Source organism: Sandarakinorhabdus sp., assembly GCF_040398665.1.
Classification (GTDB): domain Bacteria; phylum Pseudomonadota; class Alphaproteobacteria; order Sphingomonadales; family Sphingomonadaceae; genus Sandarakinorhabdus.
This window is the reverse complement of the sequence record NZ_JBBATQ010000005.1, coordinates 1-22,959: the sequence shown is the minus strand read 5'-3', so window position 1 is coordinate 22,959 and position 22,959 is coordinate 1. Positions and strand designations below refer to the sequence as shown.

Below are 22,959 nucleotides of genomic sequence, written 5' to 3'. Positions count from 1 at the left end.
TGGCGACTTGGCAAGCAGGCGGCGTCTCAATCCGCCCTAGCCGGGAATGGCGCGGCCGTAGCGACTGCGTTCGAACCACCAGAGCAGCGCCGAGGCGATGAGCCAGGCGAGGAACCAGGGCCAGCTTGGGCCGCGCGCGGGCGGAGCGGCGGTGGCAGAGCTGCCCGGCTGGACGAGCGCCAGTGTCGCGGTGCGGGCCTGAACGGCGGCGCGGGCTGGGCTGGGCGGTGTGACGAGGAACGGCGTAGCGGCGGTGCCACGCAGTTCGTGCCAGCCGGGCAGGCGCGGCCAGAAGGCGGCGCAGCCGGCATCGACGATCAGCGTTGTCACCGCGCCGTCGGGCTGGCGCACGCTGGCAGCGCTGCCGAGGTTGCAGACCGTCATGCGCGCGCCCGGCGCGGCATCGGGGCTGAGGCGTGGCGGCGAAGCGGCCTGCGGGCGGGCGATTGTGGCGAAGATCGCGCTCCAGATCGCGCCATGGCGTTGGCCTTCGCCGGCCAGCACCAATGTGTAGAGATCGGTGACCGGCCACAGCGCGATGCGGCCACGGCCAAGATTGCGCCAGTGGCCCGCCGGTGCGCCGGGCAAGGCGGCCATGTCGCGGCCGGGACGGGTGGTCACTTGCGTCAGCACCGGCCCCTCGCCGAGCAAGCGCAGCGGCGATGTGGCATCGTCGGCGGCAAAGCCGAGCGCGGCCCACTCACGCCTTGTCGCATCGGGCAGCGGCCCGGTGACGCGTAGCAGCACGCCCAGCCCGCCGCGCACCGCGTTCAACACTTGCGCATGGCCGCCCGCGCCGATTGCCGCCCAACTTCGTTCGTCGAGGATGAGCAGATCGAGCTTCGCCAGGCTGGCGGCATCGAGGCGAGGGGTCGCGTCACCGATGTCCAGACCATTGCCGGCGGCGATGCTGGCGCTGACGCCAAGCCCGGCGTCGGTGGCCCAGCGCCGCAGATATTTGAGATCGGGGCCGGCCGCGCCGGCCATGATCAACGCGCGCAGCAGAACTGGTTCGGCGGCGACCACCGGCACCATGGCGGTTTCCACCGGCCGGCGCGCAGCATCGGTGATGCGCAGGGTGAATTCGGCTGGTCCGGCTGCGCCAGCCGTCCCCGCCAGCGTGAATTCGCCCAACGGGCCGAGCGGCGCGCTGGCCAAGTTGCGCCCGGCGGGATCGAGCAAGGTGACGCGGCCGCCCGGCACATTGTTCACGTAGCCGCCGACGCGAAACGCCGCCCCCGGCGCGACCGGTGCCGGCGCGGTGAGCGACACCAGCCCGCGCGGCAGCGGCGGTGGATCGAAGGCGAGCGGCAGGTCGGTGATGGTCTGGTCGCGCGGCGGCAGGCCGGTGCCGATGATGCGCAGCGCGCGCGTGCCGGGGTGGCGGCGCAGCGCGGTGGCGAGATCGGGCACGCGTTCCACGCCGGCCAGGGTGGGGGCTTCGGGCAGGGCGACCAGTGCATCCCCGGCGGCCAGCATGGCAAGCCGGGGTGCGCCGGCCGTGGCGACCACCAAAGTGCCGGCGTGGCCGGATATCGGCGGCGGTTCGAGCGTCAGCCACAGCAAGCCGGCGGTGACGATCTGCAAGGCGGCAAGCAGCGCCAGCCGCCACGGCTTGGCCGGGGCCGGCGACGTGCGCTGCCACCACAACAGCCGCGCGATGCCGATCAGCGCCGCCAGCGCCAAGCACATGCCAAGCGCCGTCATTGCAGCGCCGCCAGATAGCGTTTGCCGGCCATGTCACTGGCGGCGCGGCGCAGCACTTGTGCCGGCGGCGGGGCCATCGCCGCCCATAGCTGCGCGCGCAACGCCTTGCGGCACGCGGTGCAGCCCTGGTCGCGCTGCACGGCATCGATGGCGGCGGCGAGTGCGAGCGGATCGGCCGGCGGGTGCGCGGCGGCCCAGGCCTGCACGCCACCCAGCGCCACCGGGCCGGGCCCGGCGAGCGCGCGCCACGCCGCCGCCGGCACCGCATTCACCCCATCGCTGGCGCGCGGCGCCGGGGCGAGGGCCGGCGCGATGATATCGGTGCGCTTCCCGCTCAGCCGCCGGTTGAGATCGATCGGCGGCAGTTCCGGCCCGGTGCGCGACAGGTAGATGCGGGTTGCCTGCTGCACCGCCTTGATGCGGGCCAGCGCAATAAGGGCAAAGGGCAGCGCCTTCTCGGGGGCGCCCTGGCGCAGGTTCAGTTCGGATTGCCACATGGCATCGACGGCCTGGCGCAGCAGGCTGTTGCTGGCCGGATCCATCAGCGTGGCCGCATCGCTTTCGGCGTGGGCATGGCCATAATCGGCCAGCACATCGTCGGCGCTGCCGAACACCGGCTTGGCGCTGCCATGGTCGTGGCCATCGTCGGCGGCATGGCCGCTGGGCAGCCTGTCCTGCTTGGGCAGGGCGTCGTCCCTGGGCTTTTCGGCAGGGGCATCGCTGGTCGGCAGCACCGGCGCCGCGCTGCTTTCATCACCCAGCAGCGCGCCATAGCGCAGGCGCAGCGTGCGTTGATCGACACCGATCGTATCCGATTGGGCCAGGAAGCGATCCGGGGCCAGGCGGCGGCGCTGCTTGATCAGCGCTTGCGTATCGATGATGATCTGGCGCTGGCTGCGGAAATAGGCCGGCAGCACGGTTTTCACCATGCCATCCAGTCCGCCGGCCTCCTGCCCCAGATCGGGCGGCCAGCGCAGGATCAGGCTGGGGCTGCGGCTGGTTTGCGGGTTTGGGCTGCGCCCGAACATGCGATTATCAGCGACGATCAACTGCGCGACGATATCGTTGCCGGCGGTAAGGCCGAGGCTTCGGATGTCGAGGCTGGTATCGAAACGCCGGCGTTTGCGGTCCCCGCTGCCGGTGATCACCCGGCTGGTTTCGCGGAAGCTGATATTCTCGCCTTCGCCGCTGGTGACGATCAGGCGCAGGCGGGCGGTGGCGGCGACGCCATGATCGTCGCTGACGTCGAACCGCAACTGCCAGCGTGTCTGGCCGACGGCCATCGGTGTCAGCGTGCGTTCAGGCTCGATCACCCGGATGGTCGGCGGCACATCGGGAACCGCGTCGATGCGTTGCAGCGCGCCGGGGGCGGCACCGGCGGCCACCACGCGGTAGAGCAGCGAGCGGTTGAGGGTATCGCTGGCCACCCACAAGTCGCCGGATCTTGTGAGCGGCAAACGCCGGCCATCGACGCCCTGCAACACGGCGCTGGTCGGGTTCGGGGCAAAGCGCAGTGCAAAGGCCAGCCGTGATCCGGTGGGCGCGCGGGTGGTGAGCGCGGCATCGCGGGCAGGCAGGCCGGTATAGGCCGGCGGCGTGATGCGCAGCCGCTGGCCGATCAGGCGCGGCGGCCCGGCCGGGCGCGCGGTGACAGGGCGGGGGCGCAGCGGGGCGCTGCCGCCGGCGGCGGGCCACGACAAGGCCGCCGCCGCGATGGCGAGGCCGATCAGCCAGGCGGCGGCGATGGGCCGCGTCTGCCAGCCGGGGCGCAGCGTGGCGGCGTCGATGGCGGCAAGCCGCGCGGCGATGCGCTGGCGTTGCAGGCGTTGCAGCGGGCCAAGATTGGCATCGCTGACCAGCAGGTCGCTGCTGTCTTCCAGTTCGGGATGGGCGGCGTCGAGCTGGCGGACGAGCCAGACCTTATCGAAGCGGCGGCTGCGCGCGTGGGCGACCATGGCGACAAGGGCGAGGCCGGCGACGACCACGGCAAAGGCGGTCGGCCATCCGCCCGCACGCGCTACCAGCGCTGCCGCCGCCAGCGGCAGTGGCAGGCCGATGGCGAGATCGTTGGCGGCGCTGCGCAAGCGGGCCGGGCGGGACCAATGCGCGACAAAGGCGGTGGCTGGAACCGCGGCGGTCATGGTGACACCGCGCGGCGGCGGCGGGTTGCCAGCCAGCGTTCGGCCGCAAACAGCGCGGCGATGGCCAACGCCAGCCAGGGTTGCAGATCACGCGCCGGCACCGGCCAAGGGGGGGCGCCGGTGATGGGGGCGACATCGCGGGCCATGGCGCGGCCTGGCGGCGGCGGTGCCAGTATGGCGGCGAGTTGCCGGGGAAAATCCGGATCGAGCAGGATCGGCATCGCCGCCGGATCGAGCCGACGGGTGAAGCGATAGAGATAGCCGCGCCCGATGCGTTGCATGGTGGCCAGCGGCTGGCCATCGGTATCGTGCCAGATGGGCGTGGCGACACCGGCGGCGGTGACGCCCGGTGCGGCGAGCACGGTGGCACCCTTGGTGACGGCGGCACGCAGATGCGCGGGCAATGGCCCGGCGGCGATGTGGACAATGATGGCCTGTGTCGGCGTGCCCGGCGATTGCAGCGCGCTCGCCGCTGCGCGCAGATAGCGCAGCCCCGGATCGCTGCCGGCGGGCAATATGAAGTGCAGACGCAGCGGCGGCGCTGCGGAGGCCGGCATGGCGCCGGGGACGATTTTCCAGGTGACGGCGCGCGACAGGCGCGGACGCTCGGCGTCGAGCCCCGCGAGGCATTCGGGCACGATCAGGGTGAGCGGCACGTCAGGCGGCAGTTCGGCATCGAGCTGGCGGATGAGCGAGAAGAGCGGCGGGCAGGCCTGCGCGAGACAGCTCGCCTGCGGTTCATCGCCGGGCGGGAATCCGCTGGCCAGCCAGATATTGCGCATGGCCGCAGCCGGCGGCCCGGCATCGACACCCGGCACGGCGGCGACCACCGGCGTGCGATCCGCGCTTTCGGTGAGCACCGGGCGCGCCAGCCACAGCGCCAGCCCCGTGATCAGCAGCAGCCGCAGCGCCAGCAGCAGCAAGTCATCAAAGCGCAGCCGGGATTTGGGCCGCGGCTTTTCGCGCAGCCATTCAAGCGCGGCAAAATCGGTCGGGCGGGCCTCGCTGCGCCGCGCCAGATGGATCAGCAGCGGCACGGCCAGCGCCAGCAGCGCGGCCAGCGCCGCCGGAAACAGCAGCGCCGGCATCAGCCATATTCCCCGGCCGCGCGCGCGCCGAACAGGGCGCGCAGCGGCACGTCGAGCTGTTCATCGAGCACCAGCGCGGCGTGGCGGATGCCTAGACTGTCGAAGCGGGCATGGCGGGCCGCGCGGGCAGTGCCAAAGCGCGCCAGAAATTCCGCGCGCAGCGCCGGGCCATCGCCGAGCAATTCTGCGCCGGTTTCGGGATCGCGGAAGCGATGGCCGCCCGGATAGGCAAAGTCGCGTTCGCTCACCGTCAGCACTTCGATGGCCAGCACTTCGCGGCGCGCCCCGGCCAGCCGCGCGGCAAGGTCCATGGCCTGCGCGTCAAAGAAATCGCTGATCATCACCACCAGATCATGCGCGCCGATCCGATCCCACAGCGGCGTCAGTTGCGTCAGCGCCGGGAAGGCGCCGGCGGCGGCCAGGGCGTTCAAATCAAGCGCCAGCCGGTCGCGCTGGCGGGCGCCGCCGCCGGCATCGAGCAGCCGCAAGCCGCCAGAAGACAGGCCGACCAGCCCGAAGCGGTCGCCCTGGCGCAGCGCCAGTTCGGCCATGCAGGCCGCGAGCCCGCGCGCGGCGGCCAGTCGTGACCAGCCGGGATTGGCTTCGTCTTCCTGCGCCATCGAGGCGCTGGCATCGATCAGCAGCCACAGCGCCAGCGGGCTTTCGCGTTCGGATTCGCGCACGAAAAACCGGTCGGATCGGGCGTAGAGCTTCCAATCGATGGCGCGCGGTTCGTCGCCGCGTTCATAGGCGCGATACTGGGCGAATTCCAGGCCGGCGCCCCGGCTGCGGCTGTGATGCAGGCCCAGCCCGTGCAGATCGACGGCGCGCCGCGCGGTCAAGCGCAGGCCGGCCAGGCGGTTGCGCACGGCGGGGGGGATCAGATCAGGCGACATCGGCCGGCGCGATTACGCTGGCATCTTCAGGCGGCCGGCGGCGGCACGGCGTGCAGCAGGCCGGCAATCACGTCGTCGGCGCTCTTGTTCTCGGCCTCGGCCGCGAACGACAGCAGCAAGCGGTGGCGCATCACCGGCGCAGCCAGCGCATATATGTCGTCGCGGGTGACGGCGAGCCGGCCTTGCAGCAGCGCCCGCGCCTTGGCGGCGAGCACCAGCGATTGGCCAGCGCGCGGCCCGGCGCCCCAGCGCACATAGGCGTTGACGATATCGGGCGCGCCCGGCCCCGGCCGGCTGGCGCGCACCAGCCGCGTGATCCAGCCCAGCAGATCCTCGCCCAGATGCACGTCGCGCACCCAGCCTTGCAGCGCCAGCACATCATCGGCGTCCATCACCTGCGGCACGCTGGCCACGCGGTTGCCGGTGGTGGCGGCGATGATGTCATGCTCTTCGGCTTCGCTGGGGTATTCCACCCGCACCAGCAGCAGGAAGCGATCGAGCTGGGCTTCGGGCAGCGGGTAGGTGCCGGCCTGTTCCAGCGGGTTCTGCGTGGCCAGCACGAAGAAGGGGCGCGGCAGATTGTGGGTGACGCCGCCATAGCTGACGGTCTTTTCCTGCATCGCTTCCAGCAGCGCCGCCTGCGTCTTGGGCGGGGTGCGGTTCAATTCGTCGGCGAGCAGCAGATTGGTGAACACCGGGCCGGGCTGGAAGCGGAAATGCCGCTTGCCGGTGCCATGATCTTCCTCGAGCAATTCGGTGCCGAGAATGTCGCTGGGCATCAGATCGGGGGTGAACTGCACGCGGCGGAATTGCAGCTTCAGCGCCTCGCCCAACGAGCGGACCAGCAAGGTCTTGCCCAGGCCTGGCACACCTTCCAGCAGGCAGTGGCCGCCGGCCAGCAGCCCGATCAGCAATTGTTCGACCACATCCTGTTGCCCGACAATGGCCTGGGCGATGGCGGCGCGCAGGTCGCCCAGCCGCGCCAGCCGGGCTTCGATCTCGCGTTCGGTAACGTCCATGCCGATCCTCAACTGTTCAGCGCATACATGATGATGTTGACCGCGAACCTCGTGTTGTCGACGGCCAGGAAGCGCTTGTTTTTCCAATCATAATCCCACTCACAGCCATAATCCTTGTTGCTGTAGAGCAGGCCGAGGCGGCCATCGATCATCACACCCTTCAGATAATCATGCACCAGATCGTCACCCCAGCCGTTGAGTTCCAGGCCGGTGGCCGGCGGGCCATCGAATTTGAAGAAGCTGGAATAGACGGGGTGGGATCTGGGGATTTTCTGCAGGGCGCGCGGCCCGAAGCTGCGGGCGATTTCGGCTTCGAAGCTCTTGGCGAACAGGCCGTCGATGTCGTGATTGCAATCATCGACCAGCACGAAGCCGCCGTTGCGGATATAGGCGGCGAAGTTGCGGCGCTCGGCCGGATCGAATTCCACCAATTTGTGGCCGGCCAGATAGCAGAAGGGCGCCGCCAGCATGGCGGGATCGGACAGGGCGATGATGCGCTCCTTGGGATCGACACGCAAATTGGTGTAATCGATCAGCGAGGTCAGCACATTGTTCGGCATGCGCTGGTCCACATCCCAATCGCCGCTGTTGTATTTCAGCCTTGTGAACCAGAAATCATACGTGCCTTGCGCTGCGCGCGCTGATACCGGCAGCAGCGCGGCGGCGAGGGCCAGCCGCAGGAAGGCCGCGCGCGACACGCCCTCCCCCTTGCGGGGAGGGCGACTCGCGCCCCTTGGCGCGAGCGGGGTGGGGGTCACGCATTTGGTTACCACAGGCGGGTTCCCCCACCCCGCCGCGCTGCGCGCGAGTCGCCCTCCCCGCAAGGGGGAGGGAGTTTGCCGCGCTCCACGATCAGACAGCGTCCGACAGCGAGGTGAAGGTGAAATCGCGCAGCTTCATCGGCGGGATCATCATCACCAGGCTGCTTTCATCGCCCGCCACCCGCACCGGGCGGCCGAGTTCGTCGATGTTGTTCAGCATGATCACCGGCGATTCGTTGAAGCGGAAATTCTTCAGCGGATATTTGATCTGGCCATTTTCGATATAGAAAGTGCCGTCGCGGGTCAGGCCAGTGAGCAGCACTGTCTGCGGATCGACCATGCGGATATACCAGGTGCGGGTGACGAGGATGCCCTTGGCCGTGCCGCGCACCAGATCGGCGGTGGATTTGGTGCCGCCGGCCATGATCAGATTGCCCGGGTTGCCCATGGCGCGCTTGCCCTGTTTCTGCGCCCAGAATCGCGAATATTGCAGATTGGCGATCTTGCCGTCTTTCACCAGATCCATGCGCTCGCGCGGCAGGCCATCGCCATCCCAGGGCAGCACGGCGGCGCCGGGGTGGCCGGGATCGGCGGTCATGTTGACGCGCGGATCATAGACCAGCTCGCCGATCTTGTTGCCGCCGCCCTTCTTCGACAGGAAGCTGCGGCCTTCATCGGCCTGACGCGCATCGAAGAAGCGCATCATGAAGCTGATCAGGCCAGCCGCCGCCGCCGGTTCGAGGATGACCGTATATTTGCCGGGCTCCAGCGCGCGGGCTTCGGCCGAAGCGCTGGCCTTGCGCATTGCTGTCTGGATCTCGCTGGCCGCATCGAGGTCGCCGGCATCCTGCACGTTGCGGCCGACCCAGCCGGACCCGCGGCCATCGGCGGTGCGCACCGTGCAGGTGTAGTTCAGCGCCGTGGAGGCGGCATAGCCGCTGTTGCCGCGGCTGTTGGCGGTGGCATTGAAGCGGTTGGCATCACTGAGATAGCCGGCGGCGACCAGATTGGCGGCCTTGCACGGCGCGATCGAGCTGGCGGCCACACGCGCGCGGAATTCCGGCGTGATCGCCGCAGTGGCGGCGCTGAACGTGTCGGTCCTGGCATAGGTCTGCTTGTCCACCGCCGGCACGAACTCCGGATTTTCCGGGGCGAGCCTGGCCAGATCCTCGGCGCGGCGGACAACGCGGGCGAGCGCCGCATCATCGAATTCGTTGATCGTCGCGATGCCGACGCGCTTGCCAAACGCGACCTGCACGGACAATTCGGTGTCGGAAACAATGCCGCTGGTCGAAACATTGTTGCGGGCGAAGCGGATATTGCCTTCGGTGCTGCCGGCCAGTTCCGCGGTGCACTCGTCGGCCTTGGACAGCGCGATCACCTTGGCAAGGATGGTGCGGGCCTGGTCTTCGGTCATGATGCTCATGGTGCCTCCTGCGCCGCTCAACCGAGTGAACGGGCGGTGTTGATGACGTTGATGCCGTTGAAGCGCGCCGTGGACGAACCATGGCTGACCGCCGAGACCTGCGCCGGCTGGCCCTTGCCATCGAAGAACGATCCGCCCAGGCGATAATCGCTGGCGTCGCACACCCCGGCGCAGGCGTTCCAGAATTCCGGCGTGCGGATCTGATAGGCGACATCCTCGATCTGGGCGCCGAGCTTGCCATTCTTGATCTCGTAGAACAGCTGGCCGCCGAACTGGGCGTTGAAGCGCTGCTGATCGATCGAGAAACTGCCGTCGCCGATGATGTAGATGCCGTTTTCAACGCCGGCGATCATGTCGGCCACGCTCATCTTGGCCTTGCCGGGCTCCAGGCTGACATTGGCCATGCGCTGGAACTGCACGCTCGACCAACTGTCGGCATAGCAGCAGCCATCGGATTCCGTCTTGCCCAGGATATGCGCCTGATCGCGAATGGCTTGATAATCCACCAATTTGCCATTGCGGATCAGGTCCCACTTCTTGGTGGGCACGCCTTCATCGTCATAGCCGACATGGCCGAGGCTGCCGACTTCGGTCTTGTCGGCGGTGATGTTCACCTTGTCGCTGCCATACTGGAAACCCGCCTCGCGCTTGTCGAGCGTGGCAAAGCTGGTGCCGGCATAATTGGCTTCATAGCCCAGCACGCGATCAAGCTCGAGCGGGTGGCCGACCGATTCATGGATGGTCAGCCAGGTGTGCGACGGATCGAGCACCAGATCATATTTGCCGGGCTTCACCGACGGCGCCGTCAGCTTGGCGCGCGCCTGTTTGGCGGCGGCAATGGCGTCCTCCTTCATGTCGTAGGACTTGCCATAGTTGATGACGCCGTTGGGTGAGACGAACTTGTCGGCGGCATTGCCATCGAGATATTCGAAGCCGCGCCCGGCCGGGGTCGAAAGTTCCGAACGGGTGCGGAACTTGCCGGTGGTCTTGTCGATCGCGGTGACGGTCATCGGGGTCCAGATGCGGTGGACATCCTGATCGATGAACGAGCCATCGGTGCTGGCGAAATATTTCTGTTCATTGACGAGGAACAGGGTGGAATTGACGAAATCCGCACCGGCGCCCAGCGCCGCGGCGTTGACGCCGAGCAGCATGTCGGCCTTGTCCTTCACCGGCACCGTCATGGCATTCTTGATGATCGGCGTTTTCCAGCTGACGTCGCCGACGCCCTTGGTGGGGGCGAACTGCACCGGCGCCGTTTGTGTCGTGGCGTTGGCCTTGGCGATGGCGGTGGCCTGGCGCGCCGCGTTGGCGGCGGCATCGGCGGTCATCTCGTTCGTGGCGGCAAAGCCCCAGGCGCCATTGGCGATGACGCGCACGCCGATGCCGGTCGATTCCGTGTTGACGACATTCTGGACGCGATTTTCGCGCGTGATGACGAACTGGCGCAGATAACGCCCGACGCGCACATCGCAATAGGTGGCGCCCGCCGACGTGGCCGCCCCCAGCGCGGCGACGGCCAGCGCCTTCTTCACCGCCACATCGATGCTGGATTGCAATTCTTCGGCGGCGATCAACCGGCCGAAGCTCGACGGGACGACGAAGCCGCCACCGACCAGCCCGGTAAGGGCGAGAAAGTCACGTCGTTTCAAGGCGATACTCCGATAGCTGAGTGTCCGGACCGGTCCGTGCAGCACGATGGCCCCGGGGCCGTCCCGGGCGCGCAACATTGCCGGTCTGGCCGCGAAGGTCAATCGATTGGGGACACGGGCGGGCGCTTGATCACTGGGCATATGTCAATCGGGCGACCTTGGACTTCAATCGGCTCGGGAAGCCCACGGGCAACGCGTTCGTGGCATTCTTCAACGGCCGGCTGCACGACGAATGTCGGAACATGCATTGGTTCTTGTCTGGGGACGACGCCCGCGCCAAATGCGAAGCGCGGTGCCGGGCCTTCATTGACACCCGGCCTCGCACATCATTGGGGTTCACGACACCGATCGAATTTGCTTCATCGGCCGGGGTTGACCCCGGCCGATGAAGCGCCAGGTCTCTCATTCTGGCCGGAGACAATCCCGGGACAGGGTCAGTTCACGTCAGCGAGAGGACGCATGTTGCCGACCCAGTTCCGAACCGAACCATCGCGCCGCGGTCATCCCGCGGGCGGCGACTGAAGCTTTTGGGACTGCATCAACTGCCTGATGTATCGAGCCATATCGGGCAGTGCTGCCTGCCAGGGAACGCGCCGCGATGACGGAAACGATGCCCATTGCGCCGGCGCCTTCGCGACTGTTGCGGCTTTACCTGCTGCTGGGTTTCTCCGCCGGCCTGCCGTTCTACATGTTCAACGCGGTGCTGCTGCTGCGGTTGGCGCGCCATGATGTGGATATCGTTGTCATCGGCTTTTTCGCCTGGATCGCCTTGCTGCCGACCTTCAAATTTGCGTGGGCGCCACTGCTCGACAATTACAGCGTCCCCGGCTTTTCGCGCTTCTGGGGCAGGCGGCAGGGCTGGGTCATGATTTCACAGCTCGGGATATTTCTGGCGCTTCTTGCCATGGCCGGCACCGCCGATGATCAGAGCCTGCCACTGACGGCGCTGTTTGCGCTGTTGCTGGCCTTCTGGACGGCCACGCTGGAGGTGGCGGCCGATGGCTGGCGGATCGAATTGGCGCCCTCGCAGGTTGAACAGGCGCCGGTGGTGGCGGCAAATTTGTGGGGGTATCGCAGCGCCATGATTGCCGCCGGCAGCGGCGCGGCGCTGGTCGCGGCCCGCGCGGACTGGACGACGGCCTATCTGGTCATTGCAGGCGCCGCCTTCGTGCCCTTCCCATTGCTGGCAGCCATGCGGCCCGAACGCTCCCCCGAATCCCACGATGCCATGGGCCGCACCAGTGCGCTGGTGCAGGGCGTGCTGGTCAGTCTCGCCGCTTTTGCGTTGATCGGGTTGGCCGCAGCGCTGGTCGGGGCTGCACTGTTGTCGGCGGTGCGCGGCGCCGGTCTGTCGGCCGAAACCAATGTCACGCCCATCGTGCTGGGCATTGCGCTGTTGCCGTTCGTGGCGCTGGCTGCCGCACTGCCGCGGATCAAGCGGCTGCCTTTGGATGCGTGGGCGAACTTGCCACGCGTGCTGGCACCCCATGTCGAACTCTTCTGGCGCTTTGGCCATGGGGTGCTGCCGCTGCTGGCCTTCGTGTCCTTTTACCGGATGGGCGATGTGCTGACGCTGACGCTCTCGCATCCGTTATGGAACGCTGCGGGGTACAGCCTCGATCAGATCAGCATGGCTGACGGGCTGGTGGCCGTTGGCTGCAGTTTGGCAGGTGTGGGGCTTGGCGGACTGTGTGCGGCGCGGCTGTCGATGACGCTGGCGCTGGTCATCGGGGCCATTGCCTCCGCCATCGGCAACTGGGTGTTCGTCTGGCTGTGGTTTGCCGAGCCATCGGCGCTGGTGCTCTATGTGGCCGCCGGGGTTGACCAGTTTGGCCACGGTGTCGCCGGGGCCGTGTTCGTTGTCTATCTGTCGATGCTGGTCAGTCCGCGTTTTCCCGGTGCACAGTTCGCGTTTCTGTCCGGCTTTGCGTTTCTGTTGCCGCGGCTGGTCGGCGGCGCCTCTGGGGCCATCCAGAAAGCCATCGGTTATGATGGGTTCTTCCTGATGGCGGGTGCGCTCAGTCTTGCTGCCATCCTGTTCTTGCCGATTGTCATGCACCTGCGGCCGCGGACGCGTTGAGGACGCCATGATTGAGACCATTTGCGAAACGGGCTTTGCCCCCGCCCGTCTGGCCGTCGCACGGGGCGAAATCCCGGGTGCCACGCTGGGGGTCGTCAGCGCCAACGGGGACCGCGCGGTGCGGCTGGCCGGGGCAGCGGCGCTGCGGCCGACCGTTGAACCGTTGACCCGTGACCATTGGTTCGATCTCGCGTCGGTTTCAAAGGTGATCGCCACCACGACGATGATCCTGCAACTTGCCGAACAGGGGCGGATCGATCTTGACCGGCCATTGACCGATGCCATCCCCGATCTTCGCCAATATGACGTGGCGAACGCCGCCGAACGCCAACTGACGTTTCGGGATTGCCTTGCCCATCGCAGCTTCCTGCCCGCTGTCGAGCCGATCTACACCTATGGCGACGATCCGGCCCGGCTGCGCGCCTTTGTGCTGCAACGCGAATGGCGGCAGCCACAGCCCGGGACGCCCCCAGTCTATTCCGATATCAATTTCATCCTCCTGGGCATTGCCATCGAACGCATCACCGGCGCGCCATTGTCGGCGTGGCGCCTGGGCGACGGCCTGGGCTTTGGCCAGGTGCCCGGGCCGGCGGTGGCCACCGAATATTGCCAGTGGCGCGGCCGCATGCTGAAGGGCGAGGTGCATGACGAGAATGCCCACGCGCTGGGCGGGGCAGCGGGTCATGCCGGGCTGTTCGGCACCGTCGACGGTGTGCTGGGCTTTGCCCATGCCATGTTGCGAGGCGCGCTGCTGTCGCCGGCGATGATGGCGCAGGTGCGCACGCCCCAGTTCGGCCATCGCACCTGCGGCTGGGAACGCGCCTTTCCGGGATGGTCGGGCGGCGACCGCTGTTCGCCCGATACCATCGGCCATACCGGTTTCACCGGCACCGGCCTGTGGATCGATTTCGGGCGCGGCCTGGCCTGGACCTTGCTGACCAATCGTGTCCACCCCAGCCGCCACACCGACAGCGGCATCTTCACGCTGCGCCCGGCGGTCGGGCAGGCGCTTGCCGAGGCGGCGACCGCCTGCTGACGTCACTTGCCAACGCCATGGTCCTTCGGCTTATGATCGGGGATGCGCCTTGCCTTGATTTTCGCCCTTCTTGCTCCAACCGGCATGGTCGCCGCGCAACCCGCACCGCCGCTGCAGCCCGTTGTCGAAGCCATCCTTGCGCAAGGTCCCGCCGGCACACGCTATGGCGTGATGGTGACGACGCTTGAAGGCGAATCGCTGCTTGCCATCAACCCGGATGGGCGGTTCATCCCGGCGTCCAACACCAAGCTGTTTGTCACCGCCGCCGCCTTTTCAAATCTGTCGGCTCTGGAGGCGGCGGCCACGGGCACCGGCGTGCGGTTGGAACCGGCAGGGCCGGGCGTGGTGGATGTCGTCCTGCAAGGCCGGGGTGAATCGCAGCTGTCCAGCGCGCCAGATTGCACCACCGCCTGCCTGCAGACGCTGGCCGATGCCGTGGCGGCCAACACCCGGCGCGTGCGCCATGTCGTCGGGGATGACAGCTGGTTTCCGGCCGAACGCTGGGGGCCGGGGATGAGCTGGAACAATATCCAGACCGATTCCGGCACCGGCATTTCGGCGTTGACGCTTGATGACAATGAAATCGCCGCAACGGTCACACCGGGCGCAATCGGTTCGACGCCGGTGGTGGCGACCTCGGCCTATTACCGGATCGACAACCGGCTGCTCACGGTCGCGGGTGACGGTGAGGCGATTGTTGACGAACGCGCGCCCAACAGCGACGTCGTGCGCCTGACAGGCACGATCGGCGTCGCCGCCAAACCGGCCACATTGCGCTTTGGCGTGGATGATCCGGCCGATCATGCCGCCTGGCGGCTGCGCGAATTGCTGCGTGCCCGTGGCGTTGTCGTCAGCGGCGGGATCGCCACAAGGCATCGGCCGTTGATGCCGTATGATGACCCGGCGATCCGGGGCAGCGCACCGCCGCCGCGGCCACCACTGCCGGACATGCTGGCAAGCCTGCCCGCGCCCGATCTGGTCACCGACTTGAAGATCATCAACAAGAAAAGCCAGAACCTCTATTCCGATCTGATGCTGCGCCGCATGGCCCGGCTGGCGGGAAGTGGATCGATCGCCGACGGCATGGCGGCGCTGCGCGCGATGACAGGAGCGGCCGGGCTGCCGGCTGACAGTTTCACCTTTGCCGACGGATCGGGGATGTCGTCGTACAACCGCATCACCCCGCGCGCCGCAACCCGTCTTCTCATCTGGGCCGCACAGCAGCCCTGGGGCCAGGCGTGGCGCGACACGCTGCCCATTGCCGGCGTCGATGGCACGCTGCGCAACCGCTTCAAGACTAGCAGCCTGCAGGGCAAGCTGTTGGCCAAAACCGGATCGCTCAACGCGACGCGCGCCCTGTCTGGTTATCTCGTCACCAAAAGCGGCCGCACCCTGGCGTTCTCGGCGATCGCCAACGACATGCCCGATGGTGCGGATGCCCGCGCCACGGCGGTCGTCGACAAGGCGCTTGTCGCCATCGCCGAAGCGCTTTGACGCAGCGAACCGTCAGCCCGGAACCAGCCGCAGCCGCCGCGCCGCATTGGCATCGACCGCCGCCCGGCTGAACCACAGCGGCTGCATGTCACCGGCCAGCCAGCGGTCGTAAAAGTCCCGATATTGCGCCGATCGCGGGTCAGCCGATTGGCCGGGGAGCAGCAGGAAGCGGCTGTTGTCCCAGCCGCCGACATCGATCACCTGCAAATAGCTGGCACCATGGGTCACCCCATAGCCGTTCCTGACGTTGAGGCCGCGCGCCATCGGCGTCTGGCCGTCGCCGCCGGAGCCGCCGCCTGCGATGCGCGGAAAGAGCCCGGCGATGCGCGGCACGGCCTGCAAGGGGTGGGTGATGACCACCTGGTGCAGCGTGCCCCAGCGCCACAAGGCCGGATCGGGGCCGCCGCGTTCCAGCGCCTTCTGCCACCCTGCCGCCAGGGCCGCATCGATCATCTGGTCACGGGCAGCGGCGGGCTGCGGGCCGAACCGCGCGTCGGGTGCTCCCAGCGCCGCCAGCATCGCATGCAGATTGACCGTTGGAATCAGATCCCGCGCGGCTTCGGGTATCAACGCCATGCGACAAGCGGCGAGCAGTTCGGGCATCACCATTTCATAAAGCAGCGCCGCGCCGCTTTCGGCGGTCACTGCACAGTCCCAGGCCCGCAACATCGCTGCGGCGGCCGCGGCCGCTGGCGAGACCTGCCGCGGGATCAGCCGCACCAGCGCCCGCGCTGGCAGCGACTGGACATCCTGCTGCAGCGATATGCTGTCGTTGATGCTGTGCCGCGGCTGGGCTGCAAGCACCTCGCATATCCGGTCATGGCGAAAGGGATCGCTCCATTCAAAGCCGATGATTTTCTTGCCGTAAGGATAATCCTTCGGCAGATTCAGCTGGTTGGCCGATGCAAACCAGCCTGCGGACGGGTTGTGCAGGCTTGGCAGTTCGGCAACAGGGATCAGGCCGTTCCAATCATGGTCCCCATCGCCTGGCGCCGGCAGCAATCCGTCGTGTCGCGGGCGGCGCGGGGCAAAGCCGATGATCTGCCAGCGGGTGTTGCCATCAATATCGGCATAGTGAAAATTGGTTGGCGAGACATGCAGCGTGAAGGCGCGCATCAGCGAAGGCCAGTCCGTCGCAAGGTTGATCGCGATGATGGCAAAGCGCATCAAGGCACCGGGCAGCATGTCGGCCGTGGCAAAGGCCATGGCGCGCTGCCGGCCCGGTTCCTGCGCGACGATCGGCCGGCCACCGGCATAGCGCAGCCGCACCTGCCGTGCCGGAGCGTCTTTCACGGCAATTGTTTCGTCATACGTCTCGAAGCGTTTCCACCGGCCCTTGTGCCAATAAAGTTCAGGGTCCGCGGGCGCGGTGCGCAACACGAACAGATCGGTCTGATCGATGTGCGAATTGGTGCGGCCGAAGGCGAAACGGTCGGTATGGCCCTGCATGATGCCCGGCAGGCCGGGGGCGCCGGCGCCGATCACGTCCAGCCCCGGCGCGGTCAGATGCACGACATGGCGAGGGCTGAAGCTGCCGATGCCCAGATGGGGATCATTGGCAAGGATCGGACGCCCTGTCGCACTGCGCGTTGCCGAAATCGTCCAGGCGTTGCTGCCCATGGCAAAACGGTTGGCATGGCGCTGTTCCGGGTCCAGCGCGGCCAGTTGCAGCGAGCCGAATGGCTGGGGCCGGGCCGATGGCGCCAGCAGGCCCAGATCGGCCTCGGTGACCGCAGCGACATCAAGACCATCCGGAATCCTGAAGTCCCACGCCGGGCGCAGCGGCGACATCAGCCGATCGGCTTCCAGCAACCCCAACGCTGCCAGCCTGGCCCGTCGCACTTCATCGTCAGCATCACCGGCCTCGACACCACGGGCCCGCGCCAGATCGCGCAGGTCCCATCGCAGCGGCCGGATGCCCAGCGCCGCATATTCAAGCGGCAATTGTGCCGGGTCGGCTTCCAGTTCGGCGATCCGGGCATTCACGCCGGCGACATAGCCTTTCGCACAGTCCAGCACGCCATCGGGCATCGCTGCCAGCTCGGCATCGATATCGCCGCGATAATGAAACAGCCGTGCCGCCGTATCGGCAGCCACGAACGCTGCGCCGAACGCCTCGGCCATGCGGCCCTGATCGCGGCGATACTGCAGGTCGATCTGGAACAACCGGTCCCGTGCGACCAGATAGGCTTGCCCAAAAAAGGCATCGTGCAGCGACTGCGCTCGGACATGTGGGATGCCAAGCTTGTCCTCAACGATTTCGATTGGCGCACGGGCCCCGGCAATTCGGATCCCGGACCGGCTGACGGCAACGGCCTGTGCCTGCGCGGCCAGCCGCCCCGGCAGGCCAAGCGCGGCAACCGACGCCAACAGAAACGCTCGTCGCTGGATCATCAGCCCCCCCCTCGGCCGCGCCATTGCTAGCCCTTGAATACGTTTGAAAACGGCCACCCCGCAGGACTATTGACCACCCGAAGTCGCCCTGCAATGGAGTTGTCGCAACAGGGTCAGTGCGCGTGCCGGTGGCGGCGGCTGGATTGTTCAGGGGGCAATATGCAGGAGCCGGTGTGGTGATCCTGCGACGAGCATGGATCTATCGGGGGGTTTTTTATGCGCAATCATGGCACAATCCGTCGTTCATTGGGCAATTGCGGCGGATTTGGAACCGCTGCGGCGGCGATCGCCCTGATCAGCGCCGCTCCGGCGTTGGCCCAGACCGCAACGACGACCTCGACGGCCGAAGCGACGGGGACCGACGAGCAGATTGTTGTCACCGGCAGCCGCATCGTCCGCGACGGTTTCCGGTCGCCGACCCCGCTTACCGTGCTGTCGCAGGTGGAAATCCAGACCCAGTCGCCGACCAACAACCTGGCTGACTTCATCAACCAGCAGCCGGCACTGGCGGGCAGCACCCGCCCGGCCAACTCGCGGTTGGCGATCAGCTCGGGGCTCGCCGGGGTCAACACGCTCAACCTGCGCAACCTTGGCGAAGTGCGCACGCTGGTGCTGCTCGATGGCCGGCGCTCGGTCGGATCAACGATCACCGGGCTGGTGGACATCAACACCTTCCCGCAGGCGCTGGTCAAGAATGTCGAGATCGTCACCGGCGGTGCTTCGGCGGCCTATGGATCGGACGCCGTCGCCGGCGTCGCCAACTTCATCCTCGACAAGAAATACACCGGCATAAAGATCGATGCCGATACGGGCATCAACGAAGCGGGTGATGGCTACAACTACAGCTTTTCCGCCGCCGTGGGCCTTCCGTTCGCCGGTGGGCGCGGCCATGTGCTGGCTGCCGGGGAATTTGCGCGCCGGAATGGCATCCTGACCACCGACCGCGACTGGAACCAGATCGGTTTCCGCACGCTCGTCAACCCGAACTACACAGCCACCAACGGCCAGCCCCAGAACCTCGTGGTAAAGGGTGCCGGCACCTGGAACACGCTGCCGGGCGGGATCATCCGGTCGGCAACAGGCACCGGCGGTGCGGCGCTGCGCGGCATCTATTTCGATGTCGGTGGTGCTCCCCGTGCCTATCGCTTCGGCGCCCTTACCGACGCCACGCAGACCCAGGGCGGGGATTGGGAACTGAATGACCAGTCGCGGCGGATCGGGCTTGATGCCGAGGACAATCGGCGCGGTGTCTTTGGCCGGGTGAGCTATGAAGTGGCCGACTGGATCGAGGTCTATGCCGAAGGATCGTACAACTGGAACAAGACGCTGTTCAATTCCGGACCGCAGGCCGTAGCCTTCACGCTGACCCGCGATAATGCCTATCTGATCAATGCGCTGGGAGCAGCAGCGCTGACCAACGTCACTGGCGTGACGGTCGGCACCTCGTCACAGGATCTGCCGTTCCGCAAGAACAACAGCGACCGCGAGGTGCAGCGCTACACGCTTGGCGCCGGCGGCGGGTTCGACCTGTTCGGCAACAAGGCGGTGTGGAGCGCCTATGCCCAATATGGCCAGACCGACACCAACGAGCAGTTGCGCGACATCATGAACAACACGCGCATGGCCCAGGCGACCGATGCGGTGTTCGCGCCGGCTGGCAATGCGCTTGGCGTCGCGGCCGGCACCATCGTCTGCCGGTCAACGCTGACCGCGCCAACCAATGGCTGCATCCCGCTCAACCGGCTTGGCATTGGCGTCGCCAACCCGGCGGCGTTTGCCAATGTGCTTGGGGACCCCTTCCGCAACCAGCGCTTCAAACAGACGGTGGCCGGCTTCAACCTCTCGACGATCCCGTTTGCCACCTGGGCCGGCGATGTCAGCGTTGCCGTTGGCGGCGAATACCGGAAGGAAGACGTGTCCGGCGTTGTCCCGGTGGAGTTCCAGACCGGCTGGTCGGTGGGCAACTTCCTGCCAACCTTCGGCAGCTATAACGTCAAGGAAGCCTATCTCGAAACCGTCGTGCCGCTTGGCGTCGGCTTTGAATTCAATGGTGCCGTGCGCGCCACCGACTATTCGACATCGGGCTATGTGACCACCTGGAAGACAGGTCTGACCTGGCAGCTCATCGACGACATCCGGCTGCGCGGCGTGATCTCGCGGGACATCCGGGCGCCCAACCTCAACGAACTGTTCCAGTCCGGCACCTCGCGCAGCAATAATTTTGGCACCGGCAGCGCCTTTGGTCAGTACGCGGGCCGCACCTTCCAGGAAATCACCATCGGGAATCGGGCGCTCCAGCCCGAGAAATCCGACGCACTGACCCTTGGCGGCGTGCTTCAGCCGCGCTTCCTGCCCGGCTTCTCCCTCTCGGCCGATTGGTTCCGCTTCAAGGTCAAGGGCGCCATCAGCCAGTTCTTCGCCAACGACATCGCGCAGCGCTGCACCGAAGGCCGGCTGGATTTCTGCAGTGCGATCGTCGTCGATTCGACCGGCGTCCGCGATTTCGTCGTGTCGGCCAGTCCGTTCAATTTCAACCGCATAACGGTGCGCGGCATCGATTATGAAGCGCGCTATGCGCTGCCGCTCGATCAATGGTTCGATGGCAGCGCCAGCACGCTGGTGCTGCGCGCCACCGCCACCAACTATATGGAAAACATCGTCGACAATGGCATTTCGGTGCCGATCAACACGGTCGGCCAGAACAGCGGCACACAGAGTGGCACGCCGGAGTGGATCTTCCGTGCCTCGGCAACCTTCGACACACCGCACTACAGCATCACGGCGGTGGGCCGCGGTGTCAGCGCGGGCACCTACAGCAACATCAACTTCGTCTGCACCACGAACTGCCCGACCAGCACGGCGCTGGCTCCGACCATCGACAATAATTCGGTGTCCGGTGCATTTTATGCGGATCTGAACTTCACCGCCAAGATCAGCATCGCCGGCTCGGATGGGCAGTTGTTCCTCAACATCACCAACCTGTTCAATCGGGATCCGATCCTGCTGCCCGAAGGCGGCCTGTCGGCAAACCCGACGTTCAGCGACATTCTGGGGCGCGCTTTCCGCGTTGGTGTGCGCTTCCGGACAAGATGACCGAACCAGGGTGGGCGCACCCGAGACTGGTTCAGGGACATTCAGCCGGCGTCGGCCGCAGCAACACCCGGCCGGGCAGCGCCCCGGTCGCCTTGCCGTCGGCCAGCGCCGCCGTGCCGTTGACGAACAGATGCATCACGCCGTCACTCAGTTCGCGGGGCTTCAGATAATCTGCGCGCGGCATGAATTTTTCCGGGTCGATCACCGCAACATCGGCGTAATAGCCGGGGCGCAGATAGCCCCGCCCGGCAAGCTTGTAGATGTCGGCCGTACGCCCGGTGGACCGGTGAATGAAGTCGGTCCGCGTGATGACAGGGCGCTCCTTGACATAACGTTGGTATTTTTCCGGAAAGCTCGCAAACATCCGGGGATGGCCGTCGGAACCGTCCGATGACGTGACCACCCAGGGCTGCTGCATCAACAGGTCGACATCGGCCTGTGCCATGTTGAAGGAAGCGACCCCGGTGCCGCGCCCCTGCCGCCCGGCGGCGCGCCCGGATAGGCTGTCGCGGATGATGCGCAGCGCCGCGTCACGGGGGTCGAGCTGCCAATCCTGTGCCTGTTTCTCCAGCGTCTTGCCGGTCCATTCGAACCCATCGGAGATCAGCAGCAAGGACGCCGCGCCGCCGCGCCGCCGCATGTTGTCGGCCATGTCCGCACGGATGCGCGCCAGCATCGGCGGGTCATCGAGCCGATTGAGCAGCGCCGCATCACCACCATCGACCGCCCAGCGCGGCAGCAGCGCCGCATCAATGCTCGTTCCCGACGCCAGCCATGGATATTGGTCGGCTGTCACGGCCTGACCTTGGGCGCGTGCTGTCTCGATCAACGTGATGATTGCCGACGCCTGCCCCTGCAGATCGACGCCCAGGGCCTTGATATGGGCGAAATGCACCGGCATCCCGGCATCCCGGCCGATGGCCAGCACCTCGCGCACGGAGCCGAGCAGGCCAATGCTGTAGCTCGATTCGTCGCGTTGATGCGTATCATACAGACCGCCGCGCTTCGCGGCCTCGCGCGCCACCGTTATGACCTCTTCGGTCCGCGCAAAACTTTGCGGCGCATAGAACAGCCCGGTTGAAAGGCCGGTTGCACCTTCACACATCGCCTTGACGACCAGCCCCTGCATCCGGGCAAGCTCTGCGGCGTCGGGTGCCCGCGCCGCCTGCCCCAGCACGCGCTGGCGCACTGCTCCAAAGCCGACAAAGGGGACAATATTTGTGCCGACCCCAGACGCTGTCAATTTGCGAGCATCGTCGCCAACATCGGGCGTCCCGCCGCCATCGACCCCGATCATGACGCTGGTGACGCCCTGGTACAACCAGGCGGCGTTGACCCGCGTCGCCGCATCGGGGGCGCGGAGGAAGCCATCGGCATGGGTATGGGGATCGATGAAACCGGGCGTAACGATCATCCCGCTGGCATCAATCGTCCGGGCGGCGGCCATCGGCGCCCGCGTGCCGACATAGACAATGCGGTCACCCTTGATCGCCACATCGCCAACATAGGGCGCGCCGGCGCTGCCATCATGAACCGTGCCGCCGCGGATCACCACATCGGCCGGCTCCGGTGCTGCGGCCGCTGCCTGCAATGCGGTCGCCATGACCGTCAGGCACAGTGCCAGTCGCAGCGACCGCGGTACAGTGGAAACGGGGGAGATGGCCATGCGGGCTCCTCACAGTCGCGCGGTCCCGAGTTGACCGGTCGAATGGCATCGAGGAAACCCAGGACGGCGAGATCATCCCCCCTGTCGACCTCTGTGATGACCATGCATACCGCGACCCGGCCAAAAATGGCAAGCCTGTCCCAAAATCGTCGACGTGCATCCGCAGGCGTGCGGAAACCTGCCGATCACCCATCCCAAGGAGACCGATGTTGCCGTGTTTGGTGTACCCAACGAGGATCTGGGCGAAGAAGTGAAGGCTGTGGTGCAGGCCGCGCCGGGCGTATTGGCAGACGCTGAACTTGCCGCCGAACTGATCGCGTTTTGCCGGGAGCATCTGGCGCACATCAAATGCCCGCGCTCGATCGACGGGCAAGCTCTACAAGCGCCAGCTGCGCCACCCTTATTGGGCGGGTCGCTCGAGCAAGATTGCCTGAAAATGCAAAGGCACATGGGCGACAGGTCTGCGCACCCAGTTGACAGCGCGCAAAGCCATCGGAGCATCTCCA

General features: G+C 66.8%; 16 protein-coding genes. 6 read left to right on the top strand and 10 right to left on the bottom strand.

Going from position 1 to position 22,959, the window contains the following annotated elements:
• Positions 1-36: 36 nt before the first annotated feature.
• From ABWP22_RS08195 to ABWP22_RS08160, 8 genes are all read right to left on the bottom strand, one after another.
• Complete coding sequence (locus ABWP22_RS08195) at positions 37-1,707, bottom strand: carboxypeptidase regulatory-like domain-containing protein (RefSeq protein WP_353199475.1); 1,671 nt, start codon at positions 1,705-1,707, stop codon at positions 37-39.
• Complete coding sequence (locus tag ABWP22_RS08190; protein WP_353199474.1) at positions 1,704-3,848, bottom strand: DUF4175 family protein; 2,145 nt, start codon at positions 3,846-3,848, stop codon at positions 1,704-1,706. Before ABWP22_RS08190 ends, ABWP22_RS08195 begins: the two co-directional genes overlap by 4 nt.
• Positions 3,845-4,936 (bottom strand): BatA domain-containing protein, encoded by a 1,092-nt coding sequence (locus tag ABWP22_RS08185; protein WP_353199473.1) that lies wholly within the window; start codon positions 4,934-4,936, stop codon positions 3,845-3,847. Before ABWP22_RS08185 ends, ABWP22_RS08190 begins: the two co-directional genes overlap by 4 nt.
• Complete coding sequence (locus tag ABWP22_RS08180) at positions 4,936-5,832, bottom strand: DUF58 domain-containing protein (RefSeq protein WP_353199472.1); 897 nt, start codon at positions 5,830-5,832, stop codon at positions 4,936-4,938. The genes ABWP22_RS08185 and ABWP22_RS08180 overlap by 1 nt, the downstream gene beginning before the upstream one ends.
• A 26-nt stretch (positions 5,833-5,858) precedes the next feature.
• Entirely contained in the window at positions 5,859-6,851 is a 993-nt protein-coding gene (locus ABWP22_RS08175) for an AAA family ATPase (RefSeq protein ID WP_353199471.1), read from the bottom strand.
• 8 nt (positions 6,852-6,859) lie between these two features.
• Positions 6,860-7,549 (bottom strand): DUF4159 domain-containing protein, encoded by a 690-nt coding sequence (locus ABWP22_RS08170; RefSeq protein WP_353199470.1) that lies wholly within the window; start codon positions 7,547-7,549, stop codon positions 6,860-6,862.
• A 154-nt stretch (positions 7,550-7,703) separates the two neighbouring features.
• The gene (locus ABWP22_RS08165; RefSeq protein WP_353199469.1) at positions 7,704-9,038 is read right to left on the bottom strand and encodes a TldD/PmbA family protein; all 1,335 of its coding nucleotides are present in this window, start codon (positions 9,036-9,038) and stop codon (positions 7,704-7,706) included.
• Positions 9,039-9,055: 17 nt separating this feature from the next.
• Positions 9,056-10,690: a TldD/PmbA family protein gene (locus ABWP22_RS08160; RefSeq protein ID WP_353199468.1), complete on the bottom strand. Its 1,635-nt coding sequence runs from the start codon at positions 10,688-10,690 to the stop codon at positions 9,056-9,058.
• A gap of 20 nt (positions 10,691-10,710) precedes the next feature.
• Here ABWP22_RS08160 and ABWP22_RS08155 point away from each other — a divergent pair, with 20 nt between their 5' ends.
• From ABWP22_RS08155 to dacB, 4 genes are all read left to right on the top strand, one after another.
• On the top strand, positions 10,711-11,079 hold the full coding sequence (locus ABWP22_RS08155) for an integrase core domain-containing protein (protein WP_502951104.1): 369 nt from the start codon (positions 10,711-10,713) through the stop codon (positions 11,077-11,079).
• A 209-nt stretch (positions 11,080-11,288) separates the two neighbouring features.
• Positions 11,289-12,770, top strand: coding sequence for an MFS transporter (locus ABWP22_RS08150; RefSeq protein ID WP_353199467.1), 1,482 nt, complete (start codon positions 11,289-11,291; stop codon positions 12,768-12,770).
• A gap of 7 nt (positions 12,771-12,777) precedes the next feature.
• Positions 12,778-13,806 carry a serine hydrolase domain-containing protein gene (locus tag ABWP22_RS08145; protein ID WP_353199466.1) on the top strand — a complete coding sequence of 343 codons (1,029 nt, stop codon included), beginning with the start codon at positions 12,778-12,780 and terminating at the stop codon, positions 13,804-13,806.
• A 42-nt stretch (positions 13,807-13,848) separates the two neighbouring features.
• Complete coding sequence (gene dacB / locus ABWP22_RS08140) at positions 13,849-15,300, top strand: D-alanyl-D-alanine carboxypeptidase/D-alanyl-D-alanine endopeptidase (RefSeq protein WP_353199465.1); 1,452 nt, start codon at positions 13,849-13,851, stop codon at positions 15,298-15,300.
• Between the two features lie 12 nt (positions 15,301-15,312).
• On the opposite strand, the gene ABWP22_RS08135 is transcribed toward dacB, so the two are convergent.
• Positions 15,313-17,694 (bottom strand): penicillin acylase family protein, encoded by a 2,382-nt coding sequence (locus ABWP22_RS08135; RefSeq protein ID WP_353199464.1) that lies wholly within the window; start codon positions 17,692-17,694, stop codon positions 15,313-15,315.
• Positions 17,695-17,910: 216 nt separating this feature from the next.
• On the opposite strand from ABWP22_RS08135, the gene ABWP22_RS08130 reads away from it, so the two are divergent.
• Positions 17,911-20,787: a TonB-dependent receptor plug domain-containing protein gene (locus ABWP22_RS08130; RefSeq protein WP_353199463.1), complete on the top strand. Its 2,877-nt coding sequence runs from the start codon at positions 17,911-17,913 to the stop codon at positions 20,785-20,787.
• Between the two features lie 31 nt (positions 20,788-20,818).
• On the opposite strand, the gene ABWP22_RS08125 is transcribed toward ABWP22_RS08130, so the two are convergent.
• On the bottom strand, positions 20,819-22,453 hold the full coding sequence (locus ABWP22_RS08125) for an N-acyl-D-amino-acid deacylase family protein (RefSeq protein WP_502951103.1): 1,635 nt from the start codon (positions 22,451-22,453) through the stop codon (positions 20,819-20,821).
• A gap of 154 nt (positions 22,454-22,607) precedes the next feature.
• Between ABWP22_RS08125 and ABWP22_RS08120 the strand changes: the two genes are divergently transcribed.
• Positions 22,608-22,959, top strand: a 352-nt coding sequence (locus ABWP22_RS08120; RefSeq protein WP_502951102.1) for an AMP-binding enzyme, incomplete at its 3' end; no start/stop codon positions are given.

Coding starts and splice junctions, on each gene's coding strand:
- ABWP22_RS08125 (WP_502951103.1), bottom strand. CDS start 22,453: ATGGCCATCTCCCCCGTTTCCACTGTACCGCGGTCGCTGCGACTGGCA.
- ABWP22_RS08145 (WP_353199466.1), top strand. CDS start 12,778: ATGATTGAGACCATTTGCGAAACGGGCTTTGCCCCCGCCCGTCTGGCC.
- ABWP22_RS08180 (WP_353199472.1), bottom strand. CDS start 5,832: ATGTCGCCTGATCTGATCCCCCCCGCCGTGCGCAACCGCCTGGCCGGC.
- ABWP22_RS08190 (WP_353199474.1), bottom strand. CDS start 3,848: ATGACCGCCGCGGTTCCAGCCACCGCCTTTGTCGCGCATTGGTCCCGC.
- ABWP22_RS08130 (WP_353199463.1), top strand. CDS start 17,911: ATGCGCAATCATGGCACAATCCGTCGTTCATTGGGCAATTGCGGCGGA.
- ABWP22_RS08135 (WP_353199464.1), bottom strand. CDS start 17,694: ATGATCCAGCGACGAGCGTTTCTGTTGGCGTCGGTTGCCGCGCTTGGC.
- ABWP22_RS08195 (WP_353199475.1), bottom strand. CDS start 1,707: ATGACGGCGCTTGGCATGTGCTTGGCGCTGGCGGCGCTGATCGGCATC.
- ABWP22_RS08175 (WP_353199471.1), bottom strand. CDS start 6,851: ATGGACGTTACCGAACGCGAGATCGAAGCCCGGCTGGCGCGGCTGGGC.
- ABWP22_RS08185 (WP_353199473.1), bottom strand. CDS start 4,936: ATGCCGGCGCTGCTGTTTCCGGCGGCGCTGGCCGCGCTGCTGGCGCTG.
- ABWP22_RS08150 (WP_353199467.1), top strand. CDS start 11,289: ATGACGGAAACGATGCCCATTGCGCCGGCGCCTTCGCGACTGTTGCGG.
- dacB (WP_353199465.1), top strand. CDS start 13,849: ATGCGCCTTGCCTTGATTTTCGCCCTTCTTGCTCCAACCGGCATGGTC.
- ABWP22_RS08165 (WP_353199469.1), bottom strand. CDS start 9,038: ATGAGCATCATGACCGAAGACCAGGCCCGCACCATCCTTGCCAAGGTG.